The sequence below is a fragment of the Pseudomonas sp. NFPP28 genome (assembly GCF_900115535.1).
GTDB lineage: Bacteria > Pseudomonadota > Gammaproteobacteria > Pseudomonadales > Pseudomonadaceae > Aquipseudomonas > Aquipseudomonas extremorientalis.
Genome location: NZ_FOWT01000007.1, coordinates 273,431 through 293,835, shown reverse-complemented (window position 1 = coordinate 293,835; position 20,405 = coordinate 273,431). Strand labels below are relative to the sequence as shown.

Here is a 20,405-nt window from a genome sequence, read left to right as displayed (position 1 = left end):
GGCGATTAGAGCATTTAAGTGCAACAAAGTTGACGCCATGGACAAATGTCCTGACAAAAAAGCGGCCGATTCACACCGTTCACGTAAAGAAACTCGGTTTGGGCGCCCGAAACCGGTAACCTATGCAGCTGATTTTTTGTATTTCTTCGAGGTAGCACCCGTGTTTTCCCAATTCGCCCTGCACGAACGCCTGCTCAAAGCCGTGGCCGAGCTTAAATTTGTCGAGCCTACGCCTGTGCAGGCAGCGGCCATCCCGCTCGCGCTCGAAGGGCGTGACCTGCGGGTGACAGCTCAAACCGGGAGTGGCAAGACCGCCGCTTTTGTCCTGCCTGTGCTGAACCGCCTGATCGGTCCGGCCAAAGTGCGCGTCAGCATCAAGACCCTGATCCTGCTGCCGACCCGCGAGCTGGCCCAGCAGACCTTGAAGGAAGTCGAGCGCTTCTCCCAGTTCACCTTCATCAAGTCCGGCATCATCACCGGCGGTGAAGACTTCAAGGTCCAGGCCGCCATGCTGCGCAAGGTGCCGGACATCCTGATCGGCACCCCGGGGCGCATGATCGAGCAGCTCAACGCCGGCAACCTCGACCTCAAGGAAGTCGAAGTGCTGGTGCTGGACGAAGCCGACCGCATGCTCGACATGGGCTTTGCCGACGATGTACAGCGCCTGGTGGGCGAGTGCGTCAACCGCCAGCAGACCATGCTGTTCTCCGCCACCACCGGCGGTTCCACCCTGCGCGAGATGGTCGCCAAGGTGCTGAACAATCCTGAGCACCTGCAGGTCAACAACGTCAGCGACCTGAACGCGACCACGCGCCAGCAGATCGTCACCGCCGACCACAACGTGCATAAAGAGCAGATCCTCAATTGGCTGCTGGCCAACGAGACCTATCAGAAAGCCATTGTGTTCACCAACACCCGCGCCGCCGCCGACCGCATCTACGGTCGCCTGGTGGCCCAGGAATACAAGGCGTTCGTGCTGCACGGCGAGAAAGACCAGAAGGACCGCAAGCTGGCCATCGACCGCCTCAAGGCCGGCGGCGTGAAGATCCTGGTGGCCACCGACGTTGCCGCACGCGGCCTGGACGTGGACGGCCTGGACCTGGTGATCAACTTCGACATGCCCCGCAGCGGCGACGAATACGTGCACCGTATCGGCCGTACCGGGCGTGCCGGCAACGATGGCCTGGCCATCTCGCTGATCTGCCACGGCGACTGGAACCTGATGTCGAGCATCGAGCGCTACCTCAAGCAGTCGTTCGAGCGCCGTACCATCAAGGAAGTCAAAGGCACCTACACCGGGCCGAAGAAGGTCAAGGCCTCGGGCAAGGCCGTTGGCGTGAAGAAGAAAAAGACCGACGCCAAGGGCGATAAGAAGAAAACCGGCGCCAAGTCGCCCACCAAGCGCAAGATCGCCAACCGGCCGAAGACCGACAACCTGTCGCTCGTCAGCAAGGACGGCATGGCACCGCTCAAGCGCCGCAAGCCGCAAGCCCCGGCTGCCGAATAAGGCGCGGGTGATGTGAAAAAACCGGACGATTGTCCGGTTTTTTTATGCCCTCAGTCTTTGGCTTTGGCGGCGGCTTCCTTGAGTTCCTTGAGCCGGGCGTCGATCAACTGGCATTTGTCGGGGAACTCCGCGCTTTGCGTATCCAGGTCCATCTTCTGCAGTTCGTCGTTGATCTCCTTGGCCTTGGTCGGATTCTGTTCGGTCAGTCTGGTCACTTCCTGAGCCAATTGCTCGCGCTTGCTCGTGGCTTCGTCGGGCGTACAGGCCCAGGCGGGCAGGGCGCTAAACAGCGCGGCCGCGACGGCCAGGTTCATCAGGGTTTTCATGGGCACACCTCCTTGGCGGATATGAGCTGTTGAGGCCGCGAACGTCTGGAAAGTTCAGAGAAATAACGTCCGTCTATTCGGCTGAACGGTGACCGACAGGGCGTGTCACACCTCTAGACAGGCTATTTTCCACCCGCCTGCAGGAGGAATCAGGATGACGACTTACAACTGGGATCTGATCGAACGTCTGCTGCATGAAGTGCAGAACGGCGAGGGCAGCTTCGCCCCACGCAAATACGCCGAGCAGGAAGCGGCCGAGAAGGCCACGGCGGGCGAGTCCACCGGTAACCTGGACGCGCTCAAGAACACCGCGGCAGATTATGAAGCGCTGTTGTTCAAGCGCGGCTTCATCGAGTCGCGCCCTGAAGAGGAGGGCGGCAATGGTGAGAATTTCATCCTGACTCCGCTCGGCGCGCAGCTGTTGGCGCTGATCGACAGTTCGATCCCGGGCAATGATCACCCGCGCCAGGTGCTGGACGAACAGGCGGATGCACTGGACCCAACGACCTTTGCCGAAGTGGCCTCCAAGGCGCAGATCGCCTGACCCGCTACGCTCCGGCACCGAGTACGGTGCCGGGCGAACCTGTCAGATCGGTAATCTGCCGCTAAGCTGGCTGACAGCCGGCCCTGCCTAATCTGCTGCCATTCAACCCATGGAATTGAATCGGCATGCACTCCACCACTACCCGACGAACTTTCGTCAAAGGCCTGGCCGCCGGCGGCTTGCTCAGCGGGCTAGGGCTCTGGCGCAGCCCGGTCTGGGCGCTCACCAGTCCCGGCCAGCCCACCGTGCTGGCGGGTACCGAATTCGATTTGTTCATCGACCAGATGCCAGTCAACCTCACCGGTCGCAACCGTACCGCGCTGACCATCAACGGCAGCCTGCCTGGCCCCTTGCTGCGCTGGCGCGAAGGCGACACGGTCACCGTGCGCGTGAAGAACCGCCTGGCCGAGCCGACGTCGATCCACTGGCACGGCATTCTCCTGCCGTCGTCCATGGACGGTGTGCCGGGCTTGAGCTTCAAGGGCATCGAGCCGGGTGGGGTGTTTGTCTACCAGTTCACGCTCAAGCAGCACGGCACCTACTGGTACCACAGCCACTCGGGGTTTCAGGAGCAGCAGGGTGTGTATGGCCCGTTGGTGATCGATCCCAGGGAGCCCGAGCCCTTCACTTACCAACGTGACTACGTGGTGATGCTGTCGGACTGGACCGATGAAGACCCGGTTGCGCTGATGAAAACCCTCAAGAAACAGTCCGACTACTACAACCTGCACAAACCCACCGTGGGCGATTTCGTGCGGGATGTGGGCAAGCAGGGCTGGTCGGCCACCGCCGCCGATCGCCTGATGTGGGCGCAGATGAAGATGAACCCCACCGACCTCGCCGACGTCAGCGGTGAGACCTACACCTACCTGCTCAATGGCCAGCCACCGGAACGCAATTGGACTGGCCTGTTCCGGGCGGGCGAGACCCTGCGCCTGCGCTTCATCAACGGCTCGGCGATGAGCTATTTCGATGTGCGCATCCCGGGGCTGAAAATGACGGTGATCGCCGCCGATGGCCAGCCGGTGCAGCCAGTGAGTGTCGATGAGTTCCGCATTGCCGTGGCGGAGACCTTTGATGTGCTGGTCGAACCTACCGCGGCCGCCTACACCCTGTTTGCGCAGTCGATGGACCGCAGTGGTTACGCCCGCGGCACGCTGGCCCTTCAAGCGGGAGCAATCGCGTCGGTGCCGGCGCTGGACCCGCGCCCCTGGATCACCATGGACGACATGGGCATGGGCGGCATGGACCACGGCGCCATGGCGGATATGCCGGACATGGCGGGCATGGATCACAGCGCCATGTCGATGCAGGCCCATCCGGCCAGCGAGCAAGGCAACCCGCTGGTGGACATGCAGGCCATGAACCCGGTGCCCAAGCTCGACGACCCCGGCATCGGCCTGCGCAACAACGGCCGGCGTGTCCTGACTTACGCCGACTTGCGCAGCACCTTTGAAGACCCTGACGGCCGCGACCCCAGCCGCACCCTTGAGCTGCACCTCACCGGGCACATGGAGAAGTTCGCCTGGTCGTTCAATGGCGTGAAGTTTTCCGATGCCGAACCCTTGCAGCTCACGTATGGCGAGCGGGTCCGGCTGGTGCTGGTCAACGACACCATGATGAGCCATCCCATTCATCTGCATGGCTTGTGGAGTGATCTGGAGGATGAAAACGGCCAGTTCCAGGTGCGCAAGCACACCATCGACATGCCGCCGGGCTCGCGGCGCAGCTACCGCGTAACCGCTGATGCGCTGGGGCGTTGGGCCTATCACTGCCACCTGCTGTACCACATGGAAATGGGCATGTTCCGAGAGGTGCGCGTGCATGAATAAGGACGCAAGCATGAGCCATCGTGTTTTATTCGCCGTTATCGGGCTGGCGTTCGCTCCGTTGGTGCAGGCCGACGAGTTCCAGGGCATGAGCCCGGCGACACCGGCGCTCACCGAGAGCCGCACCCCGATCCCGGCGCTGACCGATGCTGATCGCGCGGCGGTGTACAACGCCCCCGGTGGGCACAGGGTTCATGACAGTGGCGTCAATTCGCTGCTGCTGATCAACCAGTTGGAATGGCAGGGCGGTGACGGTGCAGGCGCGCTGAACTGGGATATCAAAGGCTGGGTTGGCGGCGATATCGACCGTCTGTGGCTGCGCAGTGAAGGCGAGCGCAGTGCCGGTCGCACTGAAAGTGCCGAGGTCCAGGCCCTGTGGGGGCACGCCATCAGCCCGTGGTGGGACCTGGTGAGCGGCGTGCGCCATGACTTCAAACCGGGCGACGGCCAGACCTGGGCGGCGTTCGGCGCCCAGGGCATGGCGCTGTACAACTTCGAAGCCGAAGCCACGTTGTTTGTCGGTGAGGCGGGTCGTACCGCTGCTCGCCTGGAAGGCGACTACGACATCCTGCTGACCAACCGGCTGATCCTGCAGCCCACCGCTGAACTCAACTTCTATGGACACAACGACCCGCCGCGCGGCGTCGGTTCGGGCCTGTCGGACAGTGAGCTGGGTTTGAGGTTGCGTTACGAAGTACGCCGTGAGTTCGCGCCCTACGTGGGCGTCAGCTGGAACCGCAGCTACGGCCAGACCGCGCAATACGCACGGGATGAAGGCGAAGACATCAGCCAATGGCGCTGGGTGGTCGGTGTGCGTCTGTGGTTCTGACGGTTTTACCCATCCTATAACTCACTCGCCGCCATGAGCGGCCTGGAGCCTTGCATGTCATTGTTGAAAACTACTGTGCTGTGCGCCGGACTGATCACCAGCCTAGCGGTATCAGCTCATCCAAAGCTGCTGTCGTCCACACCATCGGATGGGGCCAAGGGGGCGCCCCCCGCCGTGATTGAACTGCGTTTCTCGGAAAACCTGCTGACGCAGTTTTCTGGCGCCAAACTGACCATGACCGATATGCCCGGCATGTCTCACTCGCCGATGCCGGTGAAAGCCAGCGTCGCCGCCAGTACCGATCCCAAGGTGATGCTGATCAAGCCGGCGTCCGCGCTGACGGCGGGTACTTATCGGGTGGATTGGCGCGCGGTGTCGTCCGATACGCATCCGATCCTGGGGAATGTGATGTTCAGCGTCCAGCCATGAGTGAGGCGGTCTCGATATTCCTGCGTTTTGCGCTTTATCTGGATTTGATGCTGGTGTTCGGCCTGGGGTTGTTTGGCCTCTATGGCGACCGCCGCCTATTGAATCTGCAGCCGCTGTTGCGGCTGGCGGCGTGCCTGGGCGTACTGCTGTCGGTGGCGTCGCTGCTGGTCATGACCCAGGCCATGAGCGGCGCTGAAGATTGGCAAACGCTGTGGCCGCACCTGCAGATGATGCTCTGGCAGACCGAGCTGGGCTGGACCTGGAGCTTGCGAATGGTGGCGCTGGTGCTGGTTGCGCTCAATACCCGACTGGCGCCGCTGTTCGGCGCGATTGCGCTGGTGACGCTGGCGTGGGCTGGACACGGCGTGATGCATGAGGGTACGCAGGGGTTGTGGCACGTCCTCAGCGACAGTGCGCACCTGCTGGCGGCGGCGGGTTGGGTCGGCGCGCTGGCTGCATTCGGGTTGGCGCTGAGGAGTACCTCGTTACCGGCGCTCCACAGGCTGGCCCACGCGCTGGCGGCGTTCGAGCGGATGGGCATGCTGTTCGTAGCGGTGCTGATCGGCACGGGCGTGGCGAATTATCTGTTTGTGGTCGGGCCGAACCTCGATGGCATCACCGGGGGCACCTACGCGCTCCTGTTGTGCGTCAAGTTGGGCGTGTTCGGTGTGATGCTGGGGCTGGCGGCGCTCAATCGCTCGCAATTCACGCCGTTGCTGCAACGCGCCCTGGCGGCGGGCGACACTACCGTGGCAGTCAAAGCACTGCGTCGCAGCATTGCGCTGGAGTCTGCCGCAGTGGTGTTGATCCTGGCGCTGGTGGCCTGGCTGGGGACGTTGGTGCCCGGTTAGGACTGCGCGCTCTTCAAGCATTTAAGTGCCTGGAAATCACTGCGGACCTTGTCGATTTTCTGCGTGAGTTTCTGCCGTTGTTGCAGCGTACTTTCGGCCATCACATCGACAATCAGGCTGCGCGCCGCCGCTTCCGTCCGGGCATAGGCCGCTCTGTACTCCGGGGTCCACAGGCTTTCGCGGTCAACCAGCAACTGCTGGATCTTCTGCGGGAAATCGGCACTGCGGCGTTGTTGCACGGCGTCGATAAATTGCGCCTGCCAGCGGGCGCGATTGCCGATCCATTCCCGGTTCTGCTCGCCCAGGGCGATGGACCACGCGGTTACGCGGTTCTGCTGGCTGGCGCTGAGCGGGCCGATCCAGGCGTCCAGGCGTTTATTCATGCGTTCGGCGCGCTCCTTGATCTGCTGTGCCAGGGGCGGCTTGAGGTATTCGTCCTGGCGTTTGCGCAGGTCCTTGGCCAGCGCGTCGTTCATGTCCTTGACCTGCTGATCATCCAGGCCCTGTAGCAGTTGGATGGCGGAGGGGGTGATCTCGTGGGCGATTTCGTTGATGGCCTGCTTGGCCTCGACGGTACGGGCCTGCAAGGCAGCGTCGGTGACCTGATTGTCATCGGCCATCCGCTGCAGGCGGTCCAGCCAATCCAGGTAACCCGGCAATTGCGTGGTGCAGTGCCAGGCCAGGTGCTGCTTGAGGGTGTCGTTGAACCAGCTCTTCTGCCCGGCGTTCATGTCCAGGTAGTCGTTGAGGGTCCAGGGGATGATCACGTCCAGGTTGCGGTAGGCCAGGCCCACGCGATTGCAGCCGGCGAGCACCAGGCTCAGGCTCAGTAATAGCATCAGTAGTTTGAGCCGACGCAGCATGGGCGGGTCCTTCGCAGAGTGGGTTATCACATGTGAACCCGCAGCGGTTGTAACAGTTCAGCCCATCAATAAAACGACCGCGCAGCCTTCAGCGTCAACAGGCCATCGCATTGCGAATTGTGTCCGGAGTAGGCCGAGCAATCCCCGCCGCTGAGGCTGGAGTCGCTGTAGATCAGATTCAAATCAACGCCCATCCACTCCCGGGAGAATTGCACCGACCAGTCGCTGAAGCTGCGAATGGAGCCGCCGTCCACCGAAACCGGAGTGCCCAACTGATGGGTGGTGTATTTCATACTGACGCCGATGCCAAATGGCTGCGTGCCACCGAGGTCGGCGAACAGGGTGCTGTCCTGGCGGTCCGGGTCGTTGCTGAAGGACGCCCCGAAGCGGTTGCCCAACAGGTTCAGGCCGCCGTAGAACTCCTGGCTGTCGAGGGGGCTGAGCTTGGGGTAGCTGTAGTGGATCAGGCCTACTTCGTAACCCAGGGTCTGGTCGAAGGGGTGTTTGAAACCCATGTAGGAATCGATTTCGAGGTTGCTGGACGAAGACAAGCCCATGTTGGGTGAAAACTGACCGAAATACAGGCCACTGTCGTGGCTCAGGTCCAGCCCGCCATGGAACGAGTCGCTGCCGGGGGAGGTGGGCTTGACCAGGCCCTGGGCCATGCTTCGGCTGGGTGTGGTGCCCAATTTCAGGTCGAAATCGCCCAATTCACGCTGGAAGACCTGCGCTTCGGCGAGGGGGCTGGCAACCAGGGCAAAGACCAGGAAGATGCAGGATTTGAACATGCTTCACTCCATGAAAAGCGAGGAGCAGTGACGGATGAAATCGGGCAGATGCCCGTGCTAGACGTGTGCAAGCATACCGGCGAATGGCAGGCGGTGAGGCCCGTTCGTCGATTAGAGGTATAGCGGGGGGGACTTGAGGCTCTAGTCCTAGCGCCTTGAAAGTCAAGACGCTTAGGGACCAGGGGGATTGCGCGGTATTACTTTTTACCCAGGCTGATCTGCTTGGACGGGCCGAAAGTCTGGCCGCTTACGCCCTTGGCAATTTGCTGGATTTCGCCGCCGGACTTGAGGAACGCCGCAATCTGGCTGTTGATCGACTCGCTGGTTTCAACGGCGGGAGCTGGCTTTGCTTTGCTGTTGGATGCTTTTACGCGCATGGCGGCCACTAACCTGTAGAAAATTAACTTGGCCAGGCATCGTACAGGAATGACTTGACAATTGCTTGGTAAATATCCTCCTGGAATAAGTGTCGGGTGTGGAAATAGCCAAAGTTCATCTTTGAAATAAGCCTCTAACTTACTGTTTTAACTCGAAACCACGGGGATGGAGGGCGTTCGGCAGCGCTGGAAAATTCAGTCCAGTAATCGGACGAGCGGGGCTATGCCATTGGAAGGCCACGCCAGCCCGCGATTTTTCAGGCGCCCGCGCGTGGCGAGCGCAACTCGGGTAGAATGCCGCCGACGTAATGAGGGGTTTGGACATGGCTTTAGTCGGGCGCTACAACAGCTTGCAAGTGGTTAAACATACTAACTTCGGTTTGTACCTGGACGGTGCGCAAGATGGCGAAATCCTCTTGCCCAATCGGTATATCCCCAAAGATATTCCCAGTGAAGATGAAGACTGGCTCAACGTTTTCATTTATCTGGACAGCGATGACAAACTTATCGCCACGACTGAAAAACCCAAAGTTCAAGTCGGTGAATTCGCCAGTTTGAAAGTGGTGGAAGTCAACAGTATTGGCGTGTTCCTCGACTGGGGGTTGCCCAAGGATCTACTGCTGCCGTATTCGGAAGAAAAGCGCCAGTTGACGGCCGGTGAATACTGCGTGGTGCATGTCTATCTCGATAAGCACACCAAGCGCATCACCGCCACTGCACGCCTGGATCGCTACCTGGACAAGACACCGGCCAACTACCAGGTGGGCCAGGAAGTCGATCTGCTGGTGGCCGAAGCCACGGACATGGGTTTCAAGGCGATCATCAACAACAAGCACTGGGGCCTGATCCACAAGAACGAAGTGTTCAAGTTCCTGCGCCCGGGCAAGGAAGAAAAAGGCTTTATCAAAGAGATCCGTGCCGACGGTAACATCAGCCTGAGCCTGCAACCGGTTGGCCAGGAAGCGGCCTCCAGCCTGAACTCGAAGATCCTCGCCAAGTTGCGTGAAAACAACGGCACGTTGCCGGTCAGCGACAAGAGCGACCCGGCGGTGATCAGCAACTTGTTCGGCGTGAGCAAGGGCAACTTCAAGAAGGCCATCGGTGCGCTGTATAAGCAGGGCCAGATTGTGATTCATGCCGATCGCATTGAACTAAGCTGAGTGCGTTCTGCTCTTCTGTAGGCGCCCATTGGCGTCTACAGAGGCCGCCTCAATGAATAAGAAAACGCTGTTCGCCTACCTCGGCACGTTGCTCGCCTTCCTGATACTGGACGGCCTCTGGCTCGGCGTCATCATGGGCCCCACCTATAAGTCCCTGTTGGGTCCACTGATGCTGGATCAACCTCGGCTGTTGCCCGCAACGCTGTTCTATCTCCTTTATGTGCTCGGTTGCGTCGTGTTCGTGGTCTTGCCCAGCGCAAGCTGGCAACGCGCCGCCCGCCTGGGCGCCTTGCTCGGCCTGGTCGCCTACGGCACCTATGACCTGAGCAACTGGGCCACGCTGCAAGGTTGGTCCGCTCGATTGGCGATCATGGACATGGCCTGGGGGACGTTCCTGACCGCCGCATGCTGTACGGTGGGCTACCTGTGTGCACAACGAGTGCAACGCTGATTGTGTACAGGATATCTGTGCACCGTTGCTGAGCGTGGCGCCGCCCTATAGCCCGTTATCAGTCCCTTTGGAGCGCCGTGCCAAAGGGATTGCGTTCAATTGGCACGCATTCTGCTGACTATCTCGTATACAAACCATGCCGCCTCCCGTATGCACCCCGTGACGGAAGCGCAGGCCGGTATTTCGAGGAGCCCAGCGATGACCGAACAATTGCCCAAAGGCTACAGCCCACGCCTGTACAACCAGGACTTGGGCCCGCTGCCGCAAAAGTGGAACTGGTACAACATCTTCGCCTTCTGGATGAGCGACGTGCACAGCGTCGGCGGCTACGTGTTCGCCGCCAGCTTGTTCGCCCTGGGGCTGGCCAGTTGGCAGGTGTTGATCGCCTTGCTCGTGGGGATCTGCATTGTGCAGTTGATCGCTAACCTGGTGGCCAAGCCAAGCCAGCAGGCTGCGGTGCCTTATCCGGTGATCTGCCGGCTGGCGTTTGGTGTGTTTGGCGCGAATATTCCGGCGGTGATTCGCGGCCTGATCGCCGTGGCCTGGTACGGGATTCAGACGTACCTGGCCTCGAGTGCCTTGATCATCGTGGTGCTGCGCTTCTTTCCACAGATGGCGGTGTATGCAGAGCCGCATTTTGCAGGCCTGTCCTACCTTGGATGGTTTGGTTTCCTCAGCCTGTGGGTGTTGCAAGCAGCGGTGTTCTGGGCGGGCATGGAGTCGATCCGCCGTTTCATCGATTGGGCCGGGCCGGTGGTGTACGCGGTGATGTTTGCCCTGGCCGGTTGGATCGTGTGGAAGGCCGGTTGGTCGAACATCAGTTTTACCCTGGCGGAAAAATCCCTGTCGGGCTGGCAGGCGTTTGGCCAGGTCGTTGTGGCGACGGCGCTGGTGGTGTCGTACTTCTCCGGGCCAACATTGAACTTCGGTGACTTCAGCCGTTACTGCCGCAGCATGCAGGACGTACGACGCGGCAACTTCTGGGGGCTGCCGGTGAATTTCCTGGCGTTTTCCCTGGTGACCGTGGTGATTGTCTCGGGCACCTTGCCGGTGTTTGGTGAAATGCTGCATGACCCGATCGCCACCGTGTCGCGCATCGACAACAGCATGGCTGTATTGCTCGGGGCCTTTGCCTTCGTCACCGCGACCATCGGCATCAATATCGTCGCCAACTTCGTGTCCCCGGCGTTTGACTTCGCCAACGTCGCACCGAGCAAGATCAGCTGGCGCGCCGGTGGGATGATCGCTGCCGTGGCGTCGATCTTCATCACCCCGTGGAACCTGTTCAATAACCCGCTGATGATCCACTACACCCTGGACATCCTCGCGGCGTTTATCGGGCCGCTGTTCGGGATCCTGCTGGTGGATTTCTATTTGATCAAAAAACAGCAGATCGACGTGGATGCACTGTTCGATGACAGCCCCAGCGGGCGCTACTACTTTGACGGTGGCGTGAACTGGACGGCGATCAAGGCATTGGTGCCCGCGACGCTGGTGGGCGTCGCGATCACCTTCACCCCTGCCTTGCAGGGCATGGCCAACTTTGCCTGGTTTACCGGGTGCTTCCTGGGTGGGCTGTTTTTCCTGGTACTGGCGCGACGTGAACAGGTGCGTGTGCCTGCGCCGCTGGTTGTCGGCTGATCAACACCGAGCCCGCCACCAACAAGCCTGCCCCGGCGACCACCAGCGCCGGTTGCAGGCCACCGCTCAGGTGGCTGCTGACCGACGCCAGCAACGGCCCGCTCAATTGGCCGATGGCAAAGCTGGCGGTCAACAGCCCGGTGCTGCGCTGGTAGCCATGGGGCGCGACGTCCCGCAGCCGGGCCATCACCAACTGCATGCAGGCCAGGAACGGCCCGCCACACAGCAAGACCCCCAGTGCCAGGCCCCAGCCATTGCCCAGCAAGCAGGCAAACACCCCGGCCGCTTGCAGCCATAGCGTGGTCATCAGCCAGCGGCGCGTGGTGTTCGGGTCCTTGCGGCGCAGGGTCGCCACCACCACACCGATCGCGGCGGCCAGGCCGAAGCACGGCCAGAACAGGTCGGCCTGCCAGGCCCCCTTGAACTGCGCGTTGGCCATCTGCGACAGGAACGTCGCCGGGATGATGTAGCCCAGGCCGAACAGTACGTAGATCCAGCACAAATGCGCGATGCTGCCATTAGTGCCCGCGTCGGAGTGGCCGCTAAGGGGGGCGGCGGCAGACGGCTTGGGCAGGAAAGGCAGAATCGCCAGCAACATCACCAGCGCCACTGCGCCATACACCAGCCACAACGTTGCGGAGCTTTGCCCCAGCAGATTGGAGCCCAGCGCCAGCAAGCCCGTCAGCAAAATCCCCAGTCCCGGACCGGCAAACACCAAGGCACCCAGGCGCGGACGTCCGGCGGCAATCGCCAGCGGCTGGCTCAGGCTGGTGATCATCACCAATGCCCAGGCACTGGCGACGCCGGTGCCAAAGCGCAGCAACAGGTGTGGCCAAAAGCCATGAGCCCAGTAGGACGCCAGGGTCAGCAGCACGCACAGCCATAACCCGCCATACAACCGGCCACGGACGTGGTGATGGCTGCGCGCGAAGATCGAATCCACCGCGCCGACGAAGTAGCCCAGGTAATTGGCGGCGGCGATCAGGCCCGCACCGGTCAAGTCGATCTGCCCCTCGCTGAGCAGGTGCGGCATTTGCGGGGTGAGGGCGAAGCGGCCAATCCCCATCGCCATCATCAAGGCGACAAAGCTGGCAGTTAAGCGAATCAAGGGAGACATGGTCAGATTTCCTGCGGCTAAGCGAATACGTTCAGGCTAAGGTGGATTGACTTTCTGTAAAATTGAATAATAGTGAGCAACTTGTTCAGTTTTGGAGAAAATCATGGAGTTCAGTCAATTGCGCATTTTCCAGGCCGTGGCGGAAGAGGGCTCCATTACCCGTGCGGCTGACCGCTTGCACCGGGTGCCGTCGAACCTGTCGACGCGCCTCAAGCAAATGGAGGAGCAGCTCGGTGTAGAGCTGTTCGTGCGTGAACGCCAGCGCTTGCAGCTTTCTCCTGCGGGCAAGGTGCTGCTGGACTACAGCACTCGTCTACTGGCCCTGCATGATGAAGCCCATGGCGCCGTGCAAGGTGGGCAACCGGCTGGCGATTTCGTATTGGGCAGCATGTACAGCACGGCCGCGGTGCATTTGCCGAAGCTGTTGGCGGGCTATCACAAGGCTTATCCGATGGTGAACCTTCAGGTGCAATCGGCGCCCAGCGGGGAGTTGCTCGAAGGGTTGATCACCGGTCGCCTGGATGCGGCCTTTGTGGACGGCCCCATCACCATCGCCTCTCTGGACGGCATCGCCCTGTGCGAAGAACGTCTGGTGCTGATTTGCGAAGCCGATCATCCCCCCGTGCGTGGGCCTCAGGATGTAGCGGGGCGCTCGGTGTTCACCTTCCGTCGCAGTTGCGCCTACCGCACCCGCCTGGAGACCTGGTTCTCCCATGAGCGCGTGGCCATGGGCCGGGCGATTGAGATCGAGTCCTACCAAGGCATGCTCGCCTGTGTGATCGCCGGGTCGGGCGTGGCGCTAATGTCCGAATCGATGCTCGACAGCCTGCCTGGCAAGGACAGCGTGTCCGTTCATCCGCTGACAGGGCCTTTTGCCACTGCGACCACCTGGCTGATGTGGCGAAAGGGTATGCTCGGCGCTAACCTCAACGCATGGATCGACCTGCAGCAAGCCGGCAACGCTGCGGTTGTGCAAGACACCCGCGCCATCGCTTGAGCGATCCGTCAGGATTTTGATGAATTCAGTAATAGTTCGTTGTGTTTTCGTTCAAGCAATACGTAGGACTTAGGGCTACTATCACTGTAGGAAAGGGCGACAGAACTTGCGCCTACTCGCATTACCCTCAAAGGGGGCAACCATGAAAGAGAAAATTCAAAACTGGCTCCATGACCTGGGTGTTGCACTGGGCTTGATCGAGCCTCCGCTGCAGCCGGTGCCGATTCGCACAGATGACGAGCAGCGTCGTCCACGTCGGCGATAAAACGCGACCTGTAAATCGCCTCAGAATCCATGTGGGAGCGGGCTTGCTCGCGAAGGCGTGTGTCAGTCAACATTTTATGTACTGACACACCGCCTTCGCGAGCAAGCCCGCTCCCACAGTCGTTTTGCACCAGGCCAAAGAAATGTGCGACAGCTAACGTCGCCCCGTTTTAGGGTGAGCATCCGCCTCTCTTCAAGCGTTTTGACTAATGGTCAGAATCGGACTACCTGTCAGTCGGAATCAGCTGGCTTATCTAATTCTAGAAATACCCATAGCTTGAAACTCAAGCGCCTATTCATAGCGCCCCAACGTTTTATTGAGTGCCTCTTTTCGAGGTGTCAGTCAGAGTTGTTGGAGACAAAGCTATGTTGCTCTCTTCGGTTCCTCCGGTCGCCGCGTCACTCATCACCACAACCGACTGTGTTTTACAGGCTGCGCCTGTGTCGAAAGGCTGGAGGGCCGACGCGCCCAGAAACGTCGTGTTTCTTTCGCCGGCATTGACCAGGCAGGCGCTGCTGATACAGATCGCGCTCCTGCGTCCAACAACCATCATTGTTGGAGACCAACCCATCGATGCAGATGTCCTGGAGCAATGGCGTACCTCCCACCCCTTTGGAAACCTCTGTTTGATCCGCAGGGGCACGAGTTTGGACAAGATACGACTGGACCTGTGTGAATCCCACGCCATTCAAGTACTCAACACCCCAGGGGTGAATGCGCCGCATGTGGCCGCCTATATCCTGCGTTGGCTGAGACTGGCGGATGGTTCCATCCCCCGTGACGTGCGTGTACTGGGATACGGCAATGTGGGGAAAGAACTGGTCAACCTGTTGCTTGATCGAGATCCCAATGTTCGGATCAGAGTGCTGGTCCGGCCAGGTCGAGCGTCGGATACTCTCGGCAATCCCGCCTCCGACAGTCGAGTGTCATTTGTCGTGGACTGGTTCGAGGCCTTGGAGGGCGCCGCCGCTGTCGCAGTATGCGTATCCCTCAATGACGAGTCCGTTCATCGCCTCGATCGGGCCCTCATTCAGTGCCTGCACCGCCAAGCCCGCCTGATCTGTGTCGCCAAGCCGGACGTCTTCAGCGACGGTGCGTTGTACGCCCTGGCCGAGGCTGAACATATCCAGCTGGTATTGGACTATGGGCCTGCGACACTGGATGAGTTCCGACAACGCACACAGAGGCTCGGCTGTGAGGTCTCCACTTGGTACCGGCCTGCGACGCTGACTACCCAGGCGTCAACTACCGAGGCCTGCCACCGCGACCTTGACTATGCCGTTTCAATACAGCTGAGTTTGATGGCCTTGCGCGGTCTGGTGAGGCGTAAACTTGCACAGTCATTGACGCTCCCTTCTCTGCCCGCAGCGGCCAGTGCGCCGCGTGTTTCAATCATCGGCAGAGGCATTAATGGCCTGTTCCAGGCCGTGATGCTCCGGTTGGCGAATTATCAGGTCACGGTGTATGGGGGAGATCAGAAGAGCGATGGTGTCAGTTATGCCGATCCGTACTTGGCCGTTGAGTGCAATCGTGCAGGTATCGAGCTGTTTGACAAGTTTCTGGCTGACAACCCAACGCTGGCGAAATTCGCGCAGGCTCGGGATGTTGAGGTTTCGAGCTACGGCCTGGAACTTATCCATCTGAAGAAGGAGATCAAAGCGCTTTTGGGAAGCTCCGGGGTTCGGTTTCCATCACAGCCTTTAAGTCCGGTCCAGATCGCCGCGCAGAGCAGGGAGCACTTCATCGTTATAGCCTGTGAGGAGGAAGGCGTGTCGATAGTTTACTGTTGCGCCCACCACCACATCGCAGCCGGAGGAACCTACGCCGCCGGCACAACGCAAGGACTGTTATGGGCCTCCCTGGTCCAGGAGATCATCCAGGCAAACCAGAACCTGGCGGTTGAATGAAAAAAACGGGCGCGACATCCGACGTCGCGCCCGCTGAAGAAACCCCTCTAAACCCCGCTGTCTCTCAAACCGCGCTGGCCGCCACGCCCTCTGGCCGACGCGACAACACACTCACCACCACAAAGCTCACCAGCCCCACCGCCAGGCTGTAATAGATCGGCGTGTTCGCATCCAGCCCATCCTTGATCATGAATACCAGCGCGGTCACAAAGCCCAGCGTCATGGAAGTAATTGCCCCGGAGGTGGTGGCGCGCTTCCAGAAGATCGCGCCGATCAGCGGGATCAACATGCCGCCCACCAGCAGGTTATAGGCCAGGGTCAGGGCGCTGATCACATCGCTGACTACCAGTGCGATGCCCAGCACGGCAACACCTGTCAGCATCGTGAACAGGCGGTTGACGGCCAGGCTCGACTGTTTGCCGCCACGCAGGCGCGGCAGCAGGTCTTCGGTCAGTACGGTGGAGGCAGCGAGCAGGCCGGCGCTGGCGGTGGACATCATCGCCGCCAGTGCCGCGGCAATCACCAGGCCACGGATGCCATCTGGCAGCGAGGCTTTCACGATAGCGGCAAACGCATTGTTGACGTTGTCCAGGTCCGGGATCAGCACGTGCGCGGCCATACCGATCAGCGCACAGGCCAGGCCGTAGAGGATGCAGTAGAAACCGGCGAAGGTGCCGGCGTACTGGGCGACCTTTTCATCACGGGCGGTGAACACCCGCTGCCAGATGTCCTGGCCGATCAGGATGCCGAAGAAGTAGATCATGAAGTAGGTGATGATCGTGTCCCAGCCGATGGCGGTGAAGCTGAAGCTCGACGCCGGCAGCTTCGCGACCAACTCATCCCAGCCGCCGACGCGGTACAGGCAGATCGGCAGCAGGATAAACATCAGGCCGACGGTCTTGATCACGAACTGCACGATGTCGGTCAGGGTCAGCGACCACATGCCGCCGATGGTCGAGTACACCACCACCACGCCACCGCCGAGCAGCACCGAGATCCAGAACGGCAAGCCGAACAACACCTGCAACACAGTGCCGATGGCCAGGATCGACGTCACGCCGATCATCAGTGCATAAGCCAGCATAATCACAGCGCTGGCCTGGCGGGCCATGGGGTTGTAGCGTTTTTCCAGGACCTGGGTCACGGTGAAGATCTTCAGCTTCAACAGCGGCTTGGCCAGGAACAGGTTCAGCGCAATGATGCCCATGCCCAGCGCGGCACACAGCCAGAAGCCGGAAATGCCATGCACATAACCCAGGCGCACGGTGCCGACGGTGGACGCACCGCCCAATACCGTGGCGGCCATGGTGCCCATGTACAGCGACGGGCCCAGGTTGCGCCCGGCCACCAGGTAGTCTTCGTGGGTCTTGGCGCGGCGCATGCCGTAGTAGCCGAGCACGAGCATGCCGGCGGCGTAGATGAGTACGACGAATAAATCCAAAGCCATGACGGCGGTTCTCCGATTATCTTTTTTATGGGCGATCAGGCGGCGGGTTGCAGCGCCGGTTTAACGCGCGCATCCGTGCGCTTGCTGCGAGGGTCGGCGGGCCCGTAGACGGCCGCCGGTTCCGGGAACACACGCAGCAAGGTCAGGTACACCACCGAGGCCAGTCCCAGCGTCACCGGCAGGCTGATATCGATGCCGTCGGCCAGGTTGCCCAGCGGCCCGACAAACTGCCCCGGCAGGTTGACGAAGCACAGACCCACCAGCGCACTCGGAATCCACGCCCCCAGCCCGCGCCAGTTCCAGCCATGGCTGAACCAGTAGCGACCGCCGGTTTCTCCACGGGTGAACACCTGCAAGTCATCCGGGCAGTAAAAGCCGCGACGCACGATCAGGCCGATGATCATCATCACCATCCACGGCGTGGTGCAGGTAATGATCAGCACGGCGAAGGTCGACACGCTCTGCACCAGGTTGGCGGCGAAACGTCCGATAAAGATGAAGGCAATCGACATCACCCCAATCAGCAAGGTGGCCTTGACCCGTGACAGCAGGCGCGGGAACACACTGGACATGTCCAACCCGGTGCCATACAGCGAGGTGGTGCCGGTGGACATGCCGCCGATCACCGCAATCAGGCACACCGGCAGGAAGAACCAGGTCGGTGCCACTGCAAGCAAACCGCCGACGTAGTTATTCGCCGCGATGTAGTCCGGTGCCTTGATCGCCACGATGGTCGCGGTGGCCAGGCCGAACAGGAACGGGATCAACGTCGCGATTTGTGCCAGGACCACCGCCAGCATGATGTGCATTTTCGGCGTTTCACGCGGGATGTAGCGCGACCAGTCGCCGAGGAACGCGCCGAAGGAAATCGGGTTGCTCATGGCGACCAGCGCGGCGCCGATGAAGGCGGCCCAGAAGCCGGTCTGCCCCAGCGCGACGGAGCCTGCGAAGTGGCTGTCGAAAGCCGGCGCGAAGGCGAAGATACCCAGCAGGAACAACAGGCTCGCCGCCCACACCGCAATGCGGTTGACCCACAGCATGAAGCGAAAGCCGTAGATGCACACCGTCAGCACCAGAATGGCGAACACCCCGTAGGCCAGCCCCAGGGTCAGGTCGGTTTCCGGTAGGCCGATCAGACGTTTCGCACCGCCCACCAGCGCATCACCCGAACTCCACACCGACAGTGAGAAGAAGGCAATCGCCGTCAGCAGCGACAGAAACGAGCCGACGATCCGCCCGTGCACACCAAAATGCGCACCGGAAGACACGGCGTTGTTGGTGCCATTGATCGGCCCGAACAGGCCCATGGGCGCCAGGATCAGCGCACCCACCAGCACGCCCAGCACAATCGCCCAGACGCCGGCCTGGAATGACAGGCCAAACAGCACGGGAAAGGAGCCCAGCACGGCGGTGGCAAAGGTATTGGCACCGCCGAAGATCAGTCGGAACAGATCCTTGGGGCCGGCGGTACGTTCGTGGTCCGGGATCTGCTCGACCCCGTTGGTTTCTATTTTTCGAATACTTTTATCGTTGTTTTTATTATTCATGATCAGCTCCGATCACATTGGCTAAGGGGGCGGCAGCCCTTCCGGCATAGCGGACAAATGTTCGTGACAGGCCAGCCACAGGCCTTGTTTTTGTTGTGCGCCAGATCCTTGCCGTGTGAAGACAATGGTCTCGCGTTCCTGGCTTTTGAATTGCTCCCCGTTCATGCGCAGCTCGGTGGCCACGTCATGGATAAATATCGCCACGTCGCCCTGCAGGCTGACCACGGCGTTGCTCGACGTGCACGACAGCACTTCGAACCCCTCGTCCCGACGCCAGCTGTCCCACAACGCCTGGTAGGCATCGCGGCTGAGCAGCGGCTGGGGGAGGGTGTAGAACACAAAGCTGGCATCCGCCGTGAACGCGCCGAAGTAGGCGGCGCGATCATTGCGGGCGAAGGCCGCCACCAGCTCGGCGGCGGCTTGCAGCACCTCGTGCGTGCTCATCAGCGGTACGCCACGCCCGGCAATACGCAGAGCATTTCGTACAGCAGGTTGGCACCCAGCAACGAGGTGTTGCCGGTGGTGTCGTAGGGCGGCGAAACTTCTACCAGATCACAACCAATCAGGTCGAGGCCCTGGCAGCCACGGATGATCTCGATGGCCTGGATGGTGGTCAGCCCGCCGATTTCCGGGGTGCCGGTGCCCGGAGCCCAGGCCGGGTCGATGCCGTCGATGTCGAAGCTCAGGTACACCGGGCCGCCGCCGACCTTTTCACGCACTTCGGCCATCAGCGGTGCGAGGGAGTGGTGCCAGCATTCTTCGGCCTGGACCACGCGGAAACCCTGTTTGCGGCTCCAGTTGAAGTCTTCGGCGGTGTAGCCCTGGGCGCGCAGGCCGATCTGCACCACACGGTCGCAGTCCAGCAAGCCTTCTTCCACGGCGCGGCGGAAGGTGGTGCCGTGGGCGATTTTCTCGCCGAACATATGGTCGTTCACATCGGCGTGGGCATCGATATGCACCAGCCCGACCTTGCCGTGTTTCTTGTGGATCGCCCGCAGGATCGGCAGGGTGATGGTGTGGTCGCCACCCAGGGTCATCGGGATCACGTCGTGTTCGAGGATCTCGTCGTAGGCTTCTTCGATGATGCGCACGGCGTCGAGCAGGTTGAAGGTGTTGATCGCCACGTCGCCGATGTCCGCCACCGACAGCGAGTCGAACGGTGCGGCGCCGGTGGCCATGTTGTACGGGCGGATCATCACCGATTCGGCACGGATTTCACGCGGCCCGAAGCGGGTGCCGGCGCGCAGCGAGGTGCCGATGTCCAGGGGCACGCCGATGAAGGCAGCGTCCAGGCCCTTGGCGGTTTGCAGGTGGGGAAGTCGCATCATGGTGGCGATGCCGGCAAAGCGCGGCATTTCGTTGCCGCCCAGTGGTTGGTGGAAAATCTTGTCCACGGGAGTGCCTCATCGTTGTTTTGTTTATTAGGGGTCGATTCTGCGAAATACAGGGAAACGAAAGAATCGGCAGGGGCAAATACTTAGTTCAGATTTTTCTAAACTAATGCCTGGGGTAAACTGCGTTTAAATGTGG

At 60.8% G+C, this 20,405-nt stretch carries 21 protein-coding genes; 12 read left to right on the top strand and 9 right to left on the bottom strand.

The genetic code is table 11. The annotated features are described in order from the left end of the window. Positions 1 to 160 precede the first annotated feature (160 nt). Positions 161 to 1,507 (top strand): DEAD/DEAH box helicase, encoded by a 1,347-nt coding sequence (locus tag BM110_RS19750; RefSeq protein ID WP_071491541.1) that lies wholly within the window; start codon positions 161 to 163, stop codon positions 1,505 to 1,507. A gap of 50 nt (positions 1,508 to 1,557) precedes the next feature. On the opposite strand, the gene BM110_RS19745 is transcribed toward BM110_RS19750, so the two are convergent. Next, on the bottom strand, positions 1,558 to 1,833 hold the full coding sequence (locus tag BM110_RS19745) for a hypothetical protein (RefSeq protein WP_092242875.1): 276 nt from the start codon (positions 1,831 to 1,833) through the stop codon (positions 1,558 to 1,560). Positions 1,834 to 1,987: 154 nt separating this feature from the next. Here BM110_RS19745 and BM110_RS19740 point away from each other — a divergent pair, with 154 nt between their 5' ends. The 5 genes from BM110_RS19740 (at position 1,988) to copD (ending at position 6,315) form a co-directional block, all read left to right on the top strand. Then, positions 1,988 to 2,377 (top strand): transcriptional regulator, encoded by a 390-nt coding sequence (locus BM110_RS19740; protein WP_093514031.1) that lies wholly within the window; start codon positions 1,988 to 1,990, stop codon positions 2,375 to 2,377. 125 nt (positions 2,378 to 2,502) lie between these two features. Then, a complete protein-coding gene (locus BM110_RS19735; protein ID WP_093514030.1) occupies positions 2,503 to 4,209 on the top strand; it encodes a copper resistance system multicopper oxidase in 1,707 nt (568 codons plus the stop codon). Positions 4,210 to 4,219: 10 nt separating this feature from the next. Next, positions 4,220 to 5,035 carry a copper resistance protein B gene (locus tag BM110_RS19730; RefSeq protein ID WP_093514029.1) on the top strand — a complete coding sequence of 272 codons (816 nt, stop codon included), beginning with the start codon at positions 4,220 to 4,222 and terminating at the stop codon, positions 5,033 to 5,035. A gap of 54 nt (positions 5,036 to 5,089) precedes the next feature. Next, positions 5,090 to 5,464: a copper homeostasis periplasmic binding protein CopC gene (copC, locus tag BM110_RS19725; RefSeq protein WP_092242886.1), complete on the top strand. Its 375-nt coding sequence runs from the start codon at positions 5,090 to 5,092 to the stop codon at positions 5,462 to 5,464. Next, a complete protein-coding gene (gene copD / locus BM110_RS19720) occupies positions 5,461 to 6,315 on the top strand; it encodes a copper homeostasis membrane protein CopD (RefSeq protein WP_092242889.1) in 855 nt (284 codons plus the stop codon). The genes copC and copD overlap by 4 nt, the downstream gene beginning before the upstream one ends. Here the strand turns inward: copD and BM110_RS19715 are convergent. The 3 genes from BM110_RS19715 to BM110_RS19705 all read right to left on the bottom strand — a co-directional run bounded on the left by BM110_RS19715 (position 6,312) and on the right by BM110_RS19705 (position 8,343). After that, entirely contained in the window at positions 6,312 to 7,178 is an 867-nt protein-coding gene (locus BM110_RS19715) for a DUF6279 family lipoprotein (protein ID WP_093514028.1), read from the bottom strand. The genes copD and BM110_RS19715 overlap by 4 nt on opposite strands. 65 nt (positions 7,179 to 7,243) lie before the next feature. After that, the gene (locus BM110_RS19710; RefSeq protein WP_092242894.1) at positions 7,244 to 7,966 is read right to left on the bottom strand and encodes a TorF family putative porin; all 723 of its coding nucleotides are present in this window, start codon (positions 7,964 to 7,966) and stop codon (positions 7,244 to 7,246) included. A 197-nt stretch (positions 7,967 to 8,163) separates the two neighbouring features. Next, a complete protein-coding gene (locus BM110_RS19705; RefSeq protein WP_003193095.1) occupies positions 8,164 to 8,343 on the bottom strand; it encodes a hypothetical protein in 180 nt (59 codons plus the stop codon). Positions 8,344 to 8,666: 323 nt separating this feature from the next. Here BM110_RS19705 and BM110_RS19700 point away from each other — a divergent pair, with 323 nt between their 5' ends. The 3 genes from BM110_RS19700 (at position 8,667) to BM110_RS19690 (ending at position 11,595) form a co-directional block, all read left to right on the top strand. Next, entirely contained in the window at positions 8,667 to 9,503 is an 837-nt protein-coding gene (locus BM110_RS19700; protein ID WP_017134857.1) for a CvfB family protein, read from the top strand. Between the two features lie 52 nt (positions 9,504 to 9,555). Then, entirely contained in the window at positions 9,556 to 9,954 is a 399-nt protein-coding gene (locus BM110_RS19695) for a DUF2177 family protein (protein WP_092242896.1), read from the top strand. A gap of 198 nt (positions 9,955 to 10,152) precedes the next feature. Further along, entirely contained in the window at positions 10,153 to 11,595 is a 1,443-nt protein-coding gene (locus BM110_RS19690; RefSeq protein ID WP_092242900.1) for an NCS1 family nucleobase:cation symporter-1, read from the top strand. Here BM110_RS19690 and BM110_RS19685 read toward each other — a convergent pair. Next, a complete protein-coding gene (locus BM110_RS19685) occupies positions 11,507 to 12,712 on the bottom strand; it encodes an MFS transporter (RefSeq protein ID WP_093514027.1) in 1,206 nt (401 codons plus the stop codon). The genes BM110_RS19690 and BM110_RS19685 overlap by 89 nt on opposite strands. Positions 12,713 to 12,815: 103 nt before the next feature. Here BM110_RS19685 and BM110_RS19680 point away from each other — a divergent pair, with 103 nt between their 5' ends. From BM110_RS19680 to BM110_RS19675, 3 genes are all read left to right on the top strand, one after another. Then, positions 12,816 to 13,709 carry a putrescine utilization regulator PtrR gene (locus BM110_RS19680; protein WP_093514026.1) on the top strand — a complete coding sequence of 298 codons (894 nt, stop codon included), beginning with the start codon at positions 12,816 to 12,818 and terminating at the stop codon, positions 13,707 to 13,709. Positions 13,710 to 13,851: 142 nt separating this feature from the next. Beyond that, positions 13,852 to 13,974 (top strand): PA1414 family protein, encoded by a 123-nt coding sequence (locus tag BM110_RS29910; protein ID WP_003193089.1) that lies wholly within the window; start codon positions 13,852 to 13,854, stop codon positions 13,972 to 13,974. 365 nt (positions 13,975 to 14,339) lie between these two features. Then, positions 14,340 to 15,881: a Rossmann-fold NAD(P)-binding domain-containing protein gene (locus BM110_RS19675; RefSeq protein ID WP_093514025.1), complete on the top strand. Its 1,542-nt coding sequence runs from the start codon at positions 14,340 to 14,342 to the stop codon at positions 15,879 to 15,881. A 64-nt stretch (positions 15,882 to 15,945) separates the two neighbouring features. Here the strand turns inward: BM110_RS19675 and BM110_RS19670 are convergent, their stop codons facing one another. The 4 genes from BM110_RS19670 to speB are packed head-to-tail and all read right to left on the bottom strand — an operon-like array spanning position 15,946 to position 20,269. Next, positions 15,946 to 17,328: a sodium:solute symporter family protein gene (locus BM110_RS19670; RefSeq protein ID WP_092242910.1), complete on the bottom strand. Its 1,383-nt coding sequence runs from the start codon at positions 17,326 to 17,328 to the stop codon at positions 15,946 to 15,948. Positions 17,329 to 17,363: 35 nt separating this feature from the next. Then, complete coding sequence (locus BM110_RS19665) at positions 17,364 to 18,875, bottom strand: purine-cytosine permease family protein (RefSeq protein ID WP_092242912.1); 1,512 nt, start codon at positions 18,873 to 18,875, stop codon at positions 17,364 to 17,366. A 21-nt stretch (positions 18,876 to 18,896) separates the two neighbouring features. Further along, positions 18,897 to 19,319 (bottom strand): YybH family protein, encoded by a 423-nt coding sequence (locus BM110_RS19660; RefSeq protein WP_092242915.1) that lies wholly within the window; start codon positions 19,317 to 19,319, stop codon positions 18,897 to 18,899. Next, positions 19,319 to 20,269 carry an agmatinase gene (gene speB, locus BM110_RS19655; protein WP_093514024.1) on the bottom strand — a complete coding sequence of 317 codons (951 nt, stop codon included), beginning with the start codon at positions 20,267 to 20,269 and terminating at the stop codon, positions 19,319 to 19,321. Before speB ends, BM110_RS19660 begins: the two co-directional genes overlap by 1 nt. Between the last annotated feature and the right edge of the window lie 136 nt (positions 20,270 to 20,405).

Excerpts from the sequence above, each read along its gene's own strand:
- BM110_RS19745 (WP_092242875.1), bottom strand. The coding sequence starts at position 1,833 with ATGAAAACCCTGATGAACCTGGCCGTCGCGGCCGCGCTGTTTAGCGCC.
- BM110_RS19740 (WP_093514031.1), top strand. The coding sequence starts at position 1,988 with ATGACGACTTACAACTGGGATCTGATCGAACGTCTGCTGCATGAAGTG.
- BM110_RS19735 (WP_093514030.1), top strand. The coding sequence starts at position 2,503 with ATGCACTCCACCACTACCCGACGAACTTTCGTCAAAGGCCTGGCCGCC.
- BM110_RS19730 (WP_093514029.1), top strand. The coding sequence starts at position 4,220 with ATGAGCCATCGTGTTTTATTCGCCGTTATCGGGCTGGCGTTCGCTCCG.
- copC (WP_092242886.1), top strand. The coding sequence starts at position 5,090 with ATGTCATTGTTGAAAACTACTGTGCTGTGCGCCGGACTGATCACCAGC.
- copD (WP_092242889.1), top strand. The coding sequence starts at position 5,461 with ATGAGTGAGGCGGTCTCGATATTCCTGCGTTTTGCGCTTTATCTGGAT.
- BM110_RS19715 (WP_093514028.1), bottom strand. The coding sequence starts at position 7,178 with ATGCTGCGTCGGCTCAAACTACTGATGCTATTACTGAGCCTGAGCCTG.
- BM110_RS19710 (WP_092242894.1), bottom strand. The coding sequence starts at position 7,966 with ATGTTCAAATCCTGCATCTTCCTGGTCTTTGCCCTGGTTGCCAGCCCC.
- BM110_RS19705 (WP_003193095.1), bottom strand. The coding sequence starts at position 8,343 with ATGCGCGTAAAAGCATCCAACAGCAAAGCAAAGCCAGCTCCCGCCGTT.
- BM110_RS19700 (WP_017134857.1), top strand. The coding sequence starts at position 8,667 with ATGGCTTTAGTCGGGCGCTACAACAGCTTGCAAGTGGTTAAACATACT.
- BM110_RS19695 (WP_092242896.1), top strand. The coding sequence starts at position 9,556 with ATGAATAAGAAAACGCTGTTCGCCTACCTCGGCACGTTGCTCGCCTTC.
- BM110_RS19690 (WP_092242900.1), top strand. The coding sequence starts at position 10,153 with ATGACCGAACAATTGCCCAAAGGCTACAGCCCACGCCTGTACAACCAG.
- BM110_RS19685 (WP_093514027.1), bottom strand. The coding sequence starts at position 12,712 with ATGTCTCCCTTGATTCGCTTAACTGCCAGCTTTGTCGCCTTGATGATG.
- BM110_RS19680 (WP_093514026.1), top strand. The coding sequence starts at position 12,816 with ATGGAGTTCAGTCAATTGCGCATTTTCCAGGCCGTGGCGGAAGAGGGC.
- BM110_RS29910 (WP_003193089.1), top strand. The coding sequence starts at position 13,852 with ATGAAAGAGAAAATTCAAAACTGGCTCCATGACCTGGGTGTTGCACTG.
- BM110_RS19675 (WP_093514025.1), top strand. The coding sequence starts at position 14,340 with ATGTTGCTCTCTTCGGTTCCTCCGGTCGCCGCGTCACTCATCACCACA.
- BM110_RS19670 (WP_092242910.1), bottom strand. The coding sequence starts at position 17,328 with ATGGCTTTGGATTTATTCGTCGTACTCATCTACGCCGCCGGCATGCTC.
- BM110_RS19665 (WP_092242912.1), bottom strand. The coding sequence starts at position 18,875 with ATGAATAATAAAAACAACGATAAAAGTATTCGAAAAATAGAAACCAAC.
- BM110_RS19660 (WP_092242915.1), bottom strand. The coding sequence starts at position 19,319 with ATGAGCACGCACGAGGTGCTGCAAGCCGCCGCCGAGCTGGTGGCGGCC.